The 16069-nt window shown below is 52.8% G+C and carries 8 protein-coding genes; 5 read left to right on the top strand and 3 right to left on the bottom strand.

Annotated features, from left to right (window positions below; all coding sequences use genetic code 11):
* Positions 1–8: 8 nt before the first annotated feature.
* The 3 genes from SH449x_RS25410 to SH449x_RS25400 all read right to left on the bottom strand — a co-directional run bounded on the left by SH449x_RS25410 (position 9) and on the right by SH449x_RS25400 (position 2003).
* Positions 9–485, bottom strand: coding sequence for a Na-translocating system protein MpsC family protein (locus SH449x_RS25410; protein ID WP_482378881.1), 477 nt, complete (start codon positions 483–485; stop codon positions 9–11).
* A 271-nt stretch (positions 486–756) separates the two neighbouring features.
* Positions 757–1083: a hypothetical protein gene (locus tag SH449x_RS25405; RefSeq protein WP_482378880.1), complete on the bottom strand. Its 327-nt coding sequence runs from the start codon at positions 1081–1083 to the stop codon at positions 757–759.
* A gap of 458 nt (positions 1084–1541) precedes the next feature.
* Positions 1542–2003, bottom strand: coding sequence for a hypothetical protein (locus SH449x_RS25400; RefSeq protein WP_482378879.1), 462 nt, complete (start codon positions 2001–2003; stop codon positions 1542–1544).
* A gap of 595 nt (positions 2004–2598) precedes the next feature.
* Here SH449x_RS25400 and SH449x_RS25395 point away from each other — a divergent pair.
* From SH449x_RS25395 to SH449x_RS25375, 5 genes are all read left to right on the top strand, one after another.
* Positions 2599–4158, top strand: coding sequence for a B12-binding domain-containing radical SAM protein (locus SH449x_RS25395; RefSeq protein ID WP_482378878.1), 1560 nt, complete (start codon positions 2599–2601; stop codon positions 4156–4158).
* Positions 4159–4462: 304 nt separating this feature from the next.
* Positions 4463–5452: an SPFH domain-containing protein gene (locus SH449x_RS25390; RefSeq protein ID WP_482378877.1), complete on the top strand. Its 990-nt coding sequence runs from the start codon at positions 4463–4465 to the stop codon at positions 5450–5452.
* Between the two features lie 55 nt (positions 5453–5507).
* Entirely contained in the window at positions 5508–5681 is a 174-nt protein-coding gene (locus SH449x_RS25385) for a DUF1328 domain-containing protein (RefSeq protein ID WP_482378876.1), read from the top strand.
* 88 nt (positions 5682–5769) lie between these two features.
* Positions 5770–14586 carry a glycoside hydrolase family 94 protein gene (locus tag SH449x_RS25380; protein ID WP_482378875.1) on the top strand — a complete coding sequence of 2939 codons (8817 nt, stop codon included), beginning with the start codon at positions 5770–5772 and terminating at the stop codon, positions 14584–14586.
* 174 nt (positions 14587–14760) lie between these two features.
* Positions 14761–16005, top strand: coding sequence for an FAD-dependent oxidoreductase (locus tag SH449x_RS25375; protein WP_482378874.1), 1245 nt, complete (start codon positions 14761–14763; stop codon positions 16003–16005).
* The last annotated feature ends 64 nt before the right edge of the window (positions 16006–16069 follow it).

Here is a 16069-nt window from a genome sequence, read left to right as displayed (position 1 = left end):
GGTAGCTATCACCTTCTTTTGATTGGCCTCGTTATCGGGGGTTCGTCGAGTGTGAAAACAAGGATTTCATCTCCCGTGATTGTGCAAAGGTCGTGATGCAGAGAAACTACATTTACGACCGTACACGACCCGACCATCGCATAGAGTTCGTTTTTGGCAATCTCAACCAGTTGCCTGCGAAATTGCCGGAGAACATTTTTGTCTATATCGGAGGATGTTGAAGCCAAACGCTGTTCTGCAACGGTCAATACACCCGACATTCGAATAACTAGAAGCTCATCTACCAAATGCACTCGTACGTCCTTGGGGCCGCGTCCTGTATACTCGAGCGAGAATCGCCGAGCGATCTCGCATACCTCGGCTTCGATCTCGCCTTGCGTTTTTTCCAGTAGTTTCTGTGTGAGCTGGTCCGGTCGTATTGTGCCATTGCGTGCAGGTGCGAGTCGAGAGAAGGGGGGCGATTCGCTGCTGGTTTCCGTATGCATAGTGCGTTTTCTTTCGAATCTACGTGTTGTCAGTTGCTGAAAGTCCGTCGGACAGGGGAGGCTCCCCTCCGTAACCTGGCCGCTGAACTTGATCCCCGATAGATTGTTCCTATTCGGTATCGGGGTACCATCAGGTTAATGGCCAAAAACGAATGGCGGGATTCGCTATCGATTTCTTCTGAAAATTACTACGTGCTGGACTTGCTTCTGCCCTGTCGTTTTTACTCAAGTAATACATGTGATCGTTCGTTTGTCCAAGACGAATTCGAAATCACGCCCCGTGTTCTTCTTTTTCCACCGTCATCGAAGCACCGTAAACCACATCGATTTGATTCATGATCTGGTCCATGCCAGTCAGTAGGCGAAGTCTCTCCTGGGCAAGTTGTTTCAAATAGTAGGAGCAAACCTGACCACGAATTATCAGAATGCCCTCGAAAATTTCGCAACTCAACAAGCGAATCTGGTAGTAGTGACAGGACTGAAATTGGTACAAAGCCGACACAAGCATCTCGTGACCATCTGAGTGGTGTTTACACTCTTCGTCGTGTCGATATTCGGCACGCTGCTCTTGCTCCTTATCGACCATAGATTGACTCATCGTGCAATCTCCTCTTGTTTGATTACGTCTGGAAGAACAGAAACGTTCCTGGAAAATCCTATGCTGCCCCAATTGGGTTCTAGGTAACCTATTGGAACGTAGGGTATTTTCTCTATAGATGGAGTCGGGGCCAATCGAAAATAAAACCATTCAGCGTATGGCGGATTCCGTTGGGATACTGTTCCCTTGCAGCGAGAAGATGAGAGGAAGACTTATGTTGTGACGACTACAATGAAGGTCAGCTTTTCATCCATGATTGAACCTTAGTTTTACTGATGGTGACGCAGCTTGGTTCTGTTAGGGCAGCAGCAACTCGCGGGTCTCGTCGAATCGAAACCGAACGGAATTAGGTAGAATTCCTCAGAAATAATGGAGACACAATTACGCAGGAGCGTTAGCCTCCGGTTTTTTGTCCGTGGCCAACACCCGCTGCGAACAGGTTATCGTTACTCGTATCGTTACTCTTGGGTTACCTTGATTTTGATCTCTTCAGAAAAATCGGCGCTGCTGCTACTGGTTTGACCAGTCACCTTGATAGTAAAGTCACCCAGCGCGGCCTCTTTGGTGGCGATCAGCTTCAGCGACGCATCGTTATCGCCTTTGGCAATCATGGAAGTTTCTTTTTCCATGGTCACGCCCGAAGGTAGATTCGACACCTTCAATGTAACGTCTTCTCCAAAGTTTGGACCTCGATTGATACCAATCTTGATGGGCGTTTGTCCTCCCTGGATGACGGTGACTGTATCGAACGGGACGCTAAGACTGAACGTTTGGTCAGCTACACCACTAACCGGAACTTTAGCTACCGTTCGCTCCTGACCTTGGTTCGCTCCTGTTTTCGAAGTCTCGGTGGGCGCCCGGGTGCAACTAATTGCTAAAACAGGCACGAATAACATCATACCAATCACTACATACTTCATGGTTTCTACTCTTCTCTAAAAATTCGACTCCGATGGCAACTCGCAACGCACGAGACCAACGCGATTCGACTGTACAAAAAAAAACGACCCGGTCTGCTCATCGATATTCGAGGAACACACCGAGTCGGCTAACTCTTATCACAGAAGCTCGGAAAGGACCGGCCCGCTGCTACACTAGTTTTCCAATAACGCTCATGCTGCCATATGCTCTTTCGCGTCGCGAAAGCTCATCTGCACGCCATAGGGATATTATGCCGTTGCTTGCCTGGAGTCAAGAATTACTAATCGCAATTCCTTTTACGTTGTAGCATAGCGGCAGATGGTAAACTGATAGGCAAACACTGGAGTTCTTGTGGGCATCATAGCACGGTCAATTTATTCGAAGCCCCTTGACGCTTGGCCCCGGGTTGCGAATAATCGAAATGACAGTTGGCGGGAGACGCATCAGCGATGATGTCTAGACCTGCCCGCTAGGATGACTTAATGAATCGCAGCCCCTAAGCGGGAGGCGAGTTGTATAGTAAGCCGGCGTAGCAGAAAGCCTTTGGGCATTCTTCTACGTCGGCTTTTTTTGTTTCCATTCCATGGTGTTCCGATGTCGCAATCGCTGCAAGTTATCATTCTCAAGCCCAGCAAGTATGCCGTTGATGGGGTCGTAGAGCGTTTTCATCGTGGATTTATGCCCAACAGCACCGTTCCCTATGTTCGGAGTATCACACCAACGATGGTGGACGACACTTCGATCGATGTTCATACGATTGATGAGTACGTCCACACCGACCTGCGATATCTCTCCCTGCTCCGACCAGCAAAGGGTGGGCGGACCTTACTGGCCTTGGTTGGCGTTCAGAGCCACCAGTTCCATCGCGCCCTGGATTTAGCGGCCTTGGCTCGTTCCCAGGGATGCATGGTGGTAATTGGTGGACCGCACGTTATGACCTGTGACACATCACCGTTGCATGGTTGTGGGATCAGTTTTGCATTAGCCGAAGCGGAGCTCATTTGGACTCAGATTCTGCGCGATGCAGTTGCCGGAGAGTTGCAATCGGTTTACGGGCGGGAGCAACGTTGGCAAAAGGAACTCGACTCGCCAGTGATTATTCCCCCGTCCCGAGAAGATCTGAAACGTTATGTCGTTCCCATGCTCGGGCTCTATCCAGCGCGTGGATGCCCCTTTCTATGTAATTTCTGTTCCGTGATCAAGATCGCAGGACGCAAGATTCGCAGTCAGAGCATTTCCACGACGCTGGCTAGCCTTCGCGAAGCTAAGGCTGCTGGGATTCGTACCATCATGTTTACGTCGGACAATTTCAACAAATACCCTGATGCGGAATTGTTGCTGACATCAATGATCGATGAGAAACTCGATCTGAATTTTTTCGTCCAGTGTGATACGCAAATCGCCAGACAGGAACATCTTGTCGAACTGTTGGCTAAAGCGGGTTGTTTTCAAATGTTTGTGGGGGCCGAGTCGTTCAATCGACAGACGCTGTTGGCAGCCCACAAAGGACAAAATCGTCCGGAGACGTATCGCGACATTGTCCGGCTTTGTCGGACACACGGGATCAGTTCCCATTTTTCGAATATTATTGGCTTCCCTCAAGACTCAGAGAGGGATGTGATGGAGCATCTGGCGATACTCCGTGAATTATCTCCCACCTGGGCATCCTTTTATATCCTCTGTCCTATCCCAGGAACCGAACAGTACGACGACTTTCTGGCTCGGGACATGATCACTGAGAGAAACCTCGACCGTTTCGATACGACCTGCCTCACTTGGAGACACCCCAACTTCACCCGGAAGCAGTTGTCACACCTTCTGTTTGATTGTTACCGTCAATTTTTTTCCCTAGGACATTCACTGCAGAATGTCAGAGACGAAACTCGGTTCCGCAAAAAGGGATTGCTAAGTCGTTCCGTGGGTAGCCTGGCGATGTCGCTTTTCAGTCGTTACTGTGCCTCGCGTCGACGTCATCCCATGTCCGGTGGGATTCGTCGGGTACGGCTGGACAGCGCGGACGATTACCTTCGTCTCCGACAGCAAACCTACGGTTTCGCCCTAATGCCACTTCCGCAAAGCTTACAACTTCCAGCAGCGGAACTTGCAACACTTCCAAGTCGAAAACACGATCTCGTAGGAAGCGATCCAAGGTAATCCAATGGGAGCGCAGCAATAGGCGCGAATGCGAGCGATCAGCCTAAACGTCCACGGGTATCAGCAACCAATCGGTAGACTAATTCAAGAGTAACCTCGCGCTTGCCAGGGGGCTAGTGAGCGAGTAAACCGACTTGTTCGCAATCCCAGCTCGCCAGGAAGCCTACGGGTCTTTTGGCACATCGATATTTTTTACCACCAGCCGTTTCATGCTGGTCACGTTTGGCAAGAAGATGACTCGGTTCATCGATCCCCAGGACGTTTTGCTCGGATACACAAAAAGAAAATAGAAAGAGTCTCAACCATGAACGAACTCAATTATGGATGGTTTCCATACGGCATAGTCGTCATTGTGGCCTTCGTCGTCATCGTGTTGTTGGCGAATACGTTTTTTATGGTGCAGCAACGAACGGTAGCCATCGTGCAGCGCTTTGGGAAATTCCAGCGTGAAGCCGGACCTGGACTAAATCTTAAAATCCCCTTTATCGACCGCGTGGTCGCCCGCATCAATCTTCGCGTACAGCAACTGGATGTGAAAATAGAGACTAAAACGGAGGATAATGTATTCGTTCAATTGATTGTTGCGGTCCAGTTTTTCGTCCTGCCCGAAAAGGCTTATGACGCGTTCTATAAACTGGATAACGCTCAGCGTCAGATTACCTCGTATGTCTTTGACGTCGTGCGAGCTCAAGTTCCCAAAATCAAGCTCGATGATGTCTTCGAGAAGAAAGATGATATTGCCAATATCGTCAAATCCGAATTGGAGCAGGTCATGGAAGGCTTTGGCTATGGGATCCTCAAAGCGCTCGTCACCGATATCGACCCAGATGCTAAAGTAAAGCAGTCGATGAACGAGATTAACGCAGCGCAGCGAATGCGTGTCGCGGCTACCGAAAAAGGGGAAGCAGAGCGTATCATCAAAGTGAAGTCAGCTGAAGGAGATGCCCAAAGCAAAGCCTTGCAAGGACGCGGAATTGCGGAGCAGCGGCAAGCCATAGTCGCGGGATTGCGAGATTCGGTCGACGAATTCCAAAGGTCGGTACCAGGCACTACGGCCAAAGATGTCATGAATCTAGTGCTCATGACACAATATTTCGACACGATGAAGGATATTGGTGCTTCTTCGAGAACGAACGCCATCTTTATTCCGCACAGTCCCGGAAATCTTTCCAACCTAACGGAACAGATTCGAAATGCAATGATCGAAGCCAACCAAGTTACTGATATACAAACGCCTCGCGATCGCAACGAGCAACCCGAGACCATGTACGCGCTATCGAGAGACCATTCGTAAGAAGAATCTCTGTGGACAAGATGTTTTACCATTTCAAGAAAAGAAGAGTTTTATCATGTTACAGCTAGCTATTGTGTGTTTGGTCATCGCTTTAATTGCAGCCGTGTTGGGCTTCGGGGGAATCGCCGGTTCCTTTGTCGGAGTTGCCAAGATTCTGTTTGTTGTCTTCCTCATTCTCGCGGTGCTCTCCTTTCTCTTCGGAGGTAGGCTTGGGCGGGGGCGAATCTAAAGAAACACGAAGGATGCTTATGCGTCGACCCACCTGATAACGAATTATTTATAGCGAGCGGTTTCCCGCGAGACGATTGCATTGGAAGATGATTGAGTGGCCGTTTTTGAAGGAAAAGATTCGTCGCAGTAGGCAACACCTTATCGCTCGAATCGGAATGGATGGTCTATTCCGAGAATTTGGTGATGATTTGCCACTGCGTTCGGAGCTATTTAGTCTGAATCAGTTGGCACGTCATGGCAATGCCCTTGCGGATTGGCACGAGATCGATCACCGCCCCGGTCCCGATCGTCTGCTGACTCGGTTGTTCGATAACGAACGAGTTCTACTGCATGCATACCAAGTCGTGACGGAGGTGGTGGCTCAAAAGCGACCGGTCTCGCCTGCTGGGCAATGGTTGCTGGACAACTTTCATGTCATCGAAGAGCAGATTCGTACGACCCGTAGGCACCTGCCCAAACAGTACAGCCGAGGATTGCCACGATTACTGAACGGTCCCTCCGCGAATTACCCAAGAGTTTACGATCTTGCGCTGGAATTGATCTCCCATGTCGATGGCCGAGTGGACGACGAATCCTTGCGAAGTTTTGTTACTGCCTATCAACAGCGGTCGCATTTGAATTTAGGTGAACTATGGGCCATCCCCATCATGATTCGCCAAGCGTTGATCGAAAACCTGAGACGGGTTGCGGTCCGGATCGTACAAGGCACCTTGGATAGAAACAGAGCCAGCCAATGGGCTGATCAGTTTATCGAATGTGCTGAACTGTCCCCCTCCAAGCAAATCCTGATCGTAGCGGAAATGGTCAAACAGGATCCGCCACTCTCCCATGCATTTGTAGCAGAAATGACTCGGCGATTGAGCGGTCAAAGCCCAGCCCTGTCGGTCCCGTTGACTTGGATCGAGCAGCGTTTGGGAGAGGATGGGCAGACCATCGAGCAGCGTGTTCAGTCCGAGGGGCAGCAACAGGCGGTCGATCAAGTCTCGATTGCCAACAGCATTATCAGCCTTCGGGAGCTGGATGCCATCGACTGGCGAACCTTTGTGGAATCGTTGAGCATCGTCGAACAGACTTTGCTGGGTGATCCGGCGGGGGTCTACAGCCAGATGGACTTTGACACTCGCGACCAATACAGGCACGTCGTAGAACGCATCGCGAAACGAAGTCTTTTGACCGAACAAGCCGTTGCCCGTCAAGCGATTCAGTTGGCCGAACGGGCCGGAGGGGCTCCCGATACGGAACATAGGTCGAATCACATCGGCTATTTCTTAATCGACCAGGGATTATCAGAACTCAAGCAAGCGACACGCATGCGCCGTTCGCTTACGAGCCATTTCTCTCGCTTCGGTCGGAAAACGCCGCTCGTGTGGTATATGGTTGCGCTGGTCCTCTTTGCGTTGGGAGCAACTGCCGGCACGCTCGGCTTGGTGACCGCAACGGGTTGGCCCATTTGGGTGCTGGGGGGGCTTCTGTTCCTCGGTGCCACCCAACTTGGGATCGGACTGATCAATTGGCTGGTAACGTTGTGCATCCCGCCGAATCGTCTGCCAAGATTGGATTTCTCGCGAGGCATCCCACCGGAGCTGCACTCGCTAGTCGTCATCCCAACGATGCTCGTCAGCGAAAAGAATATTGCTCACCTGATCGAAGGAATCGAAGTTCGCTATCTCGCTAATCGGGACAACAACCTGAGTTTCGGTTTGCTGACCGATTTTCGCGATGCGCCGCAGCAACATTTGCCCGAAGACGAATCGCTATTGCAACTAGCCATGGCGGGGGTGGAATCGCTCAATGCCAAATACACGAACGGCGCGGGGGAGATTTTCTTTCTGTTTCATCGACCTCGTCAATGGAATGCTCAGGAAAAAACCTGGATGGGTTACGAGCGCAAGCGAGGCAAACTCAGCGACCTCAACACGCTCCTCCGCGGTGGTTCTCATGAACCGTTTTCTCAAATCGTCGGAGATACATCGTTGCTGATAGGGGCGAAATACGTCATCACCCTGGACACCGACACGATGCTACCTCGCGGCATCGCGCAGCAACTAATTGGAACGTTGGCGCATCCGCTCAATCATGCCCGACTGGATCCCCACCGCAACATCGTTACCCACGGGTATGGAATCTTGCAACCAGGTGTCGCGACAACCATGGAACGGGAGGGACTGTCCTGGTTTGCGCGTTTGAACTGCGGAGAGCCAGGGCTGGACCCCTACACGCGAGCTATCTCCGATGTGTATCAAGACCTGTTCCACGAAGGCTCGTTCATTGGCAAAGGGATCTACGACGTGGATGCGTTCGCCGCCACGACCGAGAAACGTTTCCTGGAGAACCAGATTCTGAGCCACGACCTGTTGGAGGGCTGTTACGCACGTTGCGGGTTGGTCAGTGACATTCAAGTCTACGAAAGCTATCCCAATCGCTACCTGAGCGATGTCAGCCGACGGCACCGTTGGACGCGAGGTGACTGGCAGATTTCTGGGTGGGGACTCCCCTATATATTGGGGCCCAAAAATCGCTGCGAGCGCAATCCCCTCAGTCTGCTCTCCCGCTGGAAGATCCTCGATAACCTTCGAAGGAGTCTGCTGCCGTGTGGTTTGTTGCTGTTGCTGATACTAGGTTGGTTGACGACGCCTCCCGCCTGGATTTGGACTGGATTCGTGTTGGCGATCGTGCTCATTCCCGCAGTTTTGTTGTCATTGTTTTCTGCCTATCGCAAGGCAGTCGATGTGCCGGTATGGGCCCATTATCGTGATGTCGGAAACGCTTTGAGTAATAGCTTGCAGCAAGCGGGCATGTCGCTTGCGTTTCTCCCGTACGAAGCGTGGGTGAACTGGGATGCTATTGCGCGCACCATGGTACGAATGCGATGGACGCGGGCTCGGATGTTGGAGTGGAAGACGGCCAGCGATACCGAGCTCGAAGGCCCGGGTGGGATCGTCTCTATCTATCGGACGATGTGGAGCGCGCCGGTCTTCGCGCTCGTCATGGCGATGTTACTGTGGCTGGCTCGTCCAGAGGCCCTATTGTCGGCTGCCGGCCTGCTGGTGCTATGGCTGTTAGCGCCGCTCATCGCATGGCGAATCAGTTGGCCGCCGCGAATTAAAGAGGCCAAGCTATCGCCGCAGCAAGATTTGTTTCTGCATCAACTGTCTAGAAAGACTTGGCGATTTTTTACCCAATTTGTTGGGGCGGAGGATAATTGGTTGCCGCCGGACAATTTCCAGGAAGAGCCCGTCGCCGCGATTGCGCATCGAACGTCCCCCACGAATATAGGCGTCTCGCTGCTTGCCAATCTAGTTGCTGCAGATTTCGGCTACATTTCTATGGGTCGGCTCGTTGAACGGACTCGAGATGCGTTGACCACAATGGGGCAATTGGAACGATTTCACGGTCATTTTCTGAATTGGTACGACACCCGAACGTTGCAACCACTGCTGCCGCGATACGTCTCGTCCGTTGATAGCGGAAATCTCGCGGGTTACCTGCTGACACTTCGAGCAGGATTGAGGGAGCTCCCGGCGCGACCGGTGATCGGAGCCGAACTCTGGACTTCTTTGAGCATAATGCGGCAGATCGTGGAGGACTCCTTAGAACATCCACAACAAGCAAAACGCACCAGCGCGATCGATCCATCTATCTGGCAGAAGCTTTGGGAACAGCTACCCCAAGCCAGTCGCCTAAACGGCGACTTCCTCAGTCTTAAGGCTACGCGAGATCTATTGCAGTCACTTTGCACACGATTCGCGGAGCTTTCCATCGGTCCGTTTCAGCGCGATGAACCGGAACTCACCACGTGGTTTCGAGATTTGAAGGAACAATGTACCGATCATTTAAGCGACCTGCTATCGCTCGCACCCTGGCTTGCAGATCCATCACGGTTGGATTGGCAGAAGAATGGACTATTGCTTAACGACCAGCAGTTGGTGAAATTGCAAGCGCTGCTGGCTGAAATGGACATGTCTCGATCGCTACAGGATGTGGCCAATGCGGAACGCTATTTGATGATGATCGACACACTCACTCAAGAATGCTGTAGCGAAAAGGGAAGCGATGCTGCGAAAATTCAAGCTTGGTTCAAGGCTTTACGAGAAACGGTATGCTCGGGAGCGGACGTAGCCAAGCAGCGGATACGGGAGGTGGAGTCTCTGGTGATGCAATGCGGTGAATTCGCAACCATGGAATACGACTTCCTGTACGACCGATCCCGTCGTTTACTGACAATTGGATACAACGTCAGCGAACGTCGTCGCGATGCCAGTTTTTACGATCTGCTGGCCTCGGAAGCTCGCTTAGGTAGCTTCGTAGCGATTGCTCAGGGGCAATTGGAACAGGAGCACTGGTTCGCACTCGGACGATTGCTGACAACGGCGAATGGCCAGCCGGCATTACTCTCGTGGAGTGGGTCGATGTTTGAATACTTGATGCCATTACTGGTGATGCCGACTTACAAGGACACCTTGCTCGATCAAACCTATGCTGCGGTGATCGATCGACACAGAGAGTATGGAAGACAACGCGGTGTACCGTGGGGGATCTCGGAATCGGGGTACAACATGACCGATGCCCAGTTGATCTATCAGTATCGTGCCTTTGGCGTTCCGGGACTCGGTTTCAAGCGGGGTTTGGTGGATGACTTGGTAATAGCCCCATATGCATCCGTAATGGCTCTTATGGTGGCTCCGCAACATGCCTGTGAGAACTTGCAGCGGATGGCGCGAGATGGGTATTTCGGGCGTTATGGTTTCTATGAAGCCATCGACTATACGCGTTCCCGAGTGCCGCGCGGTCAAACTCATGCGGTAGTTCGATCGTACATGGCCCATCATCAAGGCATGAGCTTTCTATCGCTTGCGCATCTGCTTTTGAACCGACCCATGCAGCAGCGTTTTCGTTCGGATCCGCAGTTTCGGGCCACCGAGCTGTTATTGCAAGAACGGGTTCCCAAGGCGGCACCGTTTTATCCGCATTCGGCGGAAGTAACTGGGGAGGGGCAATTCACCGATGAACCCGAGGCATTACTTAGGGTTTTCAAGACACCCCATACGCCAACCCCGGAAGTGCATTTGCTCTCCAACGGCCGCTATCACGTCATGGTGACAAATGCCGGAGGCGGTTACAGTTCCTGGCAAGGGCTGGCGGTGACGCGTTGGCGTGAGGATACCACGCGAGACAACCTGGGGATGTTCTGTTACGTACGCGATGTCGAGAGCAATACAATTTGGTCGACCACGTATCAACCGACACGACGAGGGACGAAAACGTACGAGGCTGTTTTTTCCCAAGCCCGCGCCGAGTACCGACGACGCGATCATGACATCGCGATTCATACCGAGATCGCAGTTTCCCCGGAGGACGACATCGAGATACGTCGTAGTGCGATCACGAATCACTCCAGCGTCGCGCGCACGATCGAATTAACTAGCTATGGAGAAGTCGTGCTGGCCACGCCCGCTGCGGATGCCACCCATCCAGCTTTTTCGAATCTATTCGTGCAAACGGAGATTCTCGATTCCCACCAGGCCATCTTGTGCACTAGGCGGCCACGGTCATCCCAGGAGCAGCCACCCTGGATGTTGCACTTGGTTGCCGTCGTGAATGCTAAGACCGGGGAAACGTCTTACGAGACCGACCGCTTGAAGTTTATCGGTCGGTGCAGCAATCCATCTGCACCGGTAGCTATGCACAGTTCAGGGAAGTTATCGAATAGCGCCGGCTCTGTGCTCGATCCGATCGTGGCCATTCGTATAGAGCTGACACTGTTGCCGGATGAAACGGTAAGCGTGGATTTCGTCACTGGCATGGCGAACACACGCGATACTGCCGTGGAGTTGATCAACAAGTACCGCGATCGGCACTTAGCGGACCGAGTCTTTGACATGGCTTGGACGCATGGTCAAGTGGTACTGCGTCAGTTGAATGCGAGCGAGGCAGATGCGCAGCTCTTTGGACGGCTAGCTAGTTTCGTTGTGTATGCCAGTCACGGGCTACGTTCGGAGGCTGCGATCCTCAAGCGGAACCGTCGTGGTCAGTCAGGTTTGTGGGGACACGGTATCTCTGGCGACTCGCCGATCGTCCTGCTGCGTATCGGCAACGTCGAGAATATTCATCTGGTCCGGCAATTGGTCCAGGCGCACGCTTGGTGGCGGATAAAAGGGCTCGAGGTCGATTTGGTTATCTGGAATGAAGGCCCCGAAGGTTATCGGCAAGAACTGCAGGAACTGATTGTCGGTCTAGCTTCGGCTGGCAGTGAAGCTCGGACAATGGATCATCCCGGCGGCATCTTCGTCCGTCGCTCGGAACAAATGTCAGAAGAGGACCGCGTTCTTCTGCAAACCGTTGCTCGAGTTATCATCGATGACAGAGCTGGCAGTCTCGCCAAGCAGTTGGAACGCCGCTACTCGAGCGATTTGAAAATACCAGAACTTGTGCCTCGCCCTCACCGCATCGCCCCTCACTCACCCTCAGCACCTCCACGCAGTGATCTCGTCTTTGATAATGGTACCGGTGGCTTCACAGCCGACGGACGGGAGTACGTGATCCGCACCGGAACTGAGCAAGTGACTCCGGCTCCTTGGGTCAACGTGATCGCCAATTCGAGCTTTGGAACGGTGATCTCAGAAAGTGGGAGTGCCTATAGTTGGAGCGAGAACGCGCATGAATTTCGCCTGACCCCGTGGTACAACGATCCTGTCGGTGATCTCAGCGGGGAAGCGTTCTATCTGCGCGATGAAGAAAGCGGAGAATTTTGGTCACCAACTCCGCTGCCGGTCCGGGGCGATCAACCGTATGTTACCCGCCATGGGTTTGGCTACAGTGTATTCGAAACAACGCAACATGGCATAGAGAGCGAGTTGTGGATCTATGTTGCCGTCGATGCACCGATCAAGTTTGCTGTCCTCAAAGTTCGAAATCGCTCGGGACGACTGCGAAGGCTTTCTGCTACCGCTTACTGCGAGTGGGCGTTGGGGGAAATGCGTTCCAAGGGGATGATGCACGTGGTGACAGAAGTCGATCCGCAGTGCGGTGCGTTGCTGGCTCAAAACCCCTATAGCATCGAGTTCCCTGGTCGCATTGGCTTTCTCGACATGGCTGATCCGGCGCGGACGCTCACCGGAGACAGGACGGAGTTTTTGGGACGCAACGGCGACTTGGGGCAACCGGCCGCCATGCGACGCAAGCGATTGTCAGGCAAGGTGGGAGCGGGATTGGATCCTTGTGGAGCGATTCAAACTCCGTTCGATCTACCTGATGGTCGCCAGCACGAAGTCGTTTTCATGTTGGGCGCGGGACATGACATTGAGGAGGTGCAACGACTTGTAAATCGCTATCGAGGTGCTGAGCCTGCACGCCGCGCGTTGGAGGAGGTATGGAGTACGTGGAACCAAACGCTCGGAGCCGTGCAGATAGAAACCCCCGATCCGGCCGTTAATGTCCTGGGTAACGGTTGGCTGTTGTATCAAACGCTCTCCTGCCGATACTGGGCTCGCAGCGGCTACTACCAGTCCGGTGGCGCTTATGGTTTTCGAGATCAATTGCAGGACGTGGCGGCTCTGGTACATACCCAACCGCAACGGATCCGGGAGCATCTGCTAAGAGCCGCCGCCCGTCAATTTGTTGAGGGAGACGTCCAGCACTGGTGGCATCCGCCGCTCGGACGGGGTGTCCGAACCCACTTTTCGGATGACTTCCTCTGGCTTCCGCTGGTCACCTGCCTTTACGTCAAAGCGACCGGTGACACGGGGGTGCTCGAAGAACGAATTCCGTTCCTCGAGGGGCGACCGCTTCAATCCGGTGAAGAGGCTTACTACGATTTGCCGACAACCTCATCGGAATCCGGGACACTCTACGAACATGGGGTCCGGGCCATCACCAACGGATTGTCTTTCGGCGTGCATGGTCTGCCGCTGATCGGCTGTGGGGATTGGAACGACGGCATGAATCTCGTCGGCCAACATGGTCAGGGAGAAAGCGTCTGGTTAGCCTTCTTCCTGCATGAAAATTTGCAACAGTTTGCGGCCCTAGCACACGGACGGGGAGATGATCTCTTCGCGACTCGCTGCGAATCGGAAGCGGCCCAACTCCGTGCTAACATCGAACAGCACGCGTGGGACGGCCAGTGGTATCGGCGGGCTTATTTCGACAACGGTCAACCGCTCGGGTCGGCCAGCAACTCGGAGTGCCAGATCGATTCCATAGCGCAGAGTTGGTCCGTTTTGTCGGGGGCCGGCGATCCGGAGCGTGCACGCCAAGCCATGGAGGCCGTGGACCAGCGGCTCGTTCGCCGCGACAGCTCACTCATTCAGCTTTTCGATCCTCCGTTTGATAAGTCCGACCAAGATCCCGGTTATATCCGCGGCTACGTCCCCGGCGTTCGCGAGAATGGTGGGCAATACACCCATGCCGCCATCTGGACCGTCATGGCATTCGCAAAACTGGGAGATACCCATCGCGCATGGGAATTGTTCTCGATGATCAATCCCATCCATCATGGCACCACCCCAGCGCAGGTGCAAACCTACAAAGTCGAACCGTACGTCGTCGCGGCGGATGTCTACGCGGTTCCTCCCCACACGGGCCGAGGAGGATGGACCTGGTACACTGGCTCAGCCAGTTGGATGTATCGCTTGTTGATCGAATCCCTGTTGGGGCTGCACTTGGAGGTCGATCGGTTGCGATTCACCCCTTGTCTGCCGGCCGACTGGAAATCGTTGAAAATCCATTATCGTTATCGGGAAACTCGATATCACATCACCGTGCTGCAACCGGAACCGGGCGGAATCGTGAAGCGAATTACGGTTGATGGAATTGAGCAACAGGGAGATGTGCTACGACTGACGGATGATGGACAAGATCATCAGGTCGAGGTCGAGCTTACACGTGAGGCAGGCGATGCGGCCTGATCATGAGGGTCGAATGTCCTAAACGCGACCGAATAGGGCAATTGGTCAAAGCCCCCTAAGAAGGGTCTGTGCAGCATGATACAATGTGCCAAGTAATCGATGTCCAGATTTGACTTGAGCCGGATTTCAGGCGGGTTTTCGAGATATCATAACTCGCTAACTTAAAGGCTGCTGATGAGAATTGCCGTTGTGGGAAGTGGAATTGCGGGTCTGACAGCCGCTTGGTTGTTGAACCGTGCAGGACACCACGTGGTGCTGATCGAACGGCTTCCTGATCTTGGGCTTTCGGCACACGGAATGCCACTCTTGATCGACGGGGTGAACCTGTCGGCTGACATACCCTCGCGTATGTTTAACGCGGCTCTGTGGCCAAATTTGTGTCGACTGTATTCTGAACTAGGAGTTGAAACGGAACAGATTGATCCTGCCCAAACATTTGGAGAATGGAAGAGGGATCCCGTATTTCGGCTCGATGACTCGTACTTTTCTCAATGGGCTGCTGGTCGACTTTGGCAATCGGAATGTCGGCAGATCCGGCACGATATTAAGCGGATGAAGGCATCCGCCCACCAAGACTTGACAACCTGCGAACGCGATCCCGTCGATTTTCAAACTTATCTCAATTCCCATCAATATTCAGCGCCTTTTTGCGAACTATTTCTCTTTCCCGCGCTAGCTTCAACCGTGTGCACCTGCTCCTACGAGAGCCTGTGGCGTTATCCTGCGGCAACGGTCTTGAGAGCCATGATTTCATTGACATCTGGAGTTCGTTTGCTGCGTGCACGAAACGGGGCGAAAGATATTGCGATGCGTCTTACTGCACCGCTCGCCGATATCCGATGTAACACCAGCTTGGAGTCGGTGAAAATCGTTGATCATCAAGTTCAATTGAACTTAAGCTCACGTGAAGTTCTCGCGGTGGATCACTTGGTAATGGCGACTCAAGCCAATACGGCCCTAAAAATTCTTGATGACCTAGCTGACCGCGAACGTCAAATGCTCGAGTCGTTCACTTACGAACCTGTGAAAGTTGTTTTGCACCGAGATGAGTCGTTGATGCCCCCTACTCGGAAAGAATGGGGAACTTTCAACATTATTACCAACGCCTCCAGGAACACGGCCATGTGTACCATATGGATGAATCGTTTTTGTCCAGAATGGAAAATCGAAACACCTATCTTTCAAACGATTATGCCATTTGTGGAGGTCGATCCGGACAAGATGTTCTGCGAGCGTGTTCTGCAACGCCCAATCGTCAACCCACAGTCTCTCGAAGGTCTCGCGGAATTGGCCGAACTGCATCAGGAGAAGCAACGAAGAATTTGGTTTTGTGGGTCCTATGCCAGCGACGGCGTCCCGCTACTCGAAAGCGGCGTGAACTCGAGTTATGCTGTTCAACAGGCACTAGCGCTGCAATAATTGACTTGCGATGTTAAACTTGTGCACTCTAATTACCCGACCACAGCCCTGATACCGAACGGGT

This window comes from Brakhagea baltica (genome assembly GCF_052161605.1).
Taxonomy (GTDB): domain Bacteria; phylum Planctomycetota; class Planctomycetia; order Pirellulales; family Pirellulaceae; genus JBKCUI01.
The sequence above is the reverse complement of the archived record's forward strand: the minus strand, read 5'-3'. Positions and strand labels throughout refer to the sequence as shown.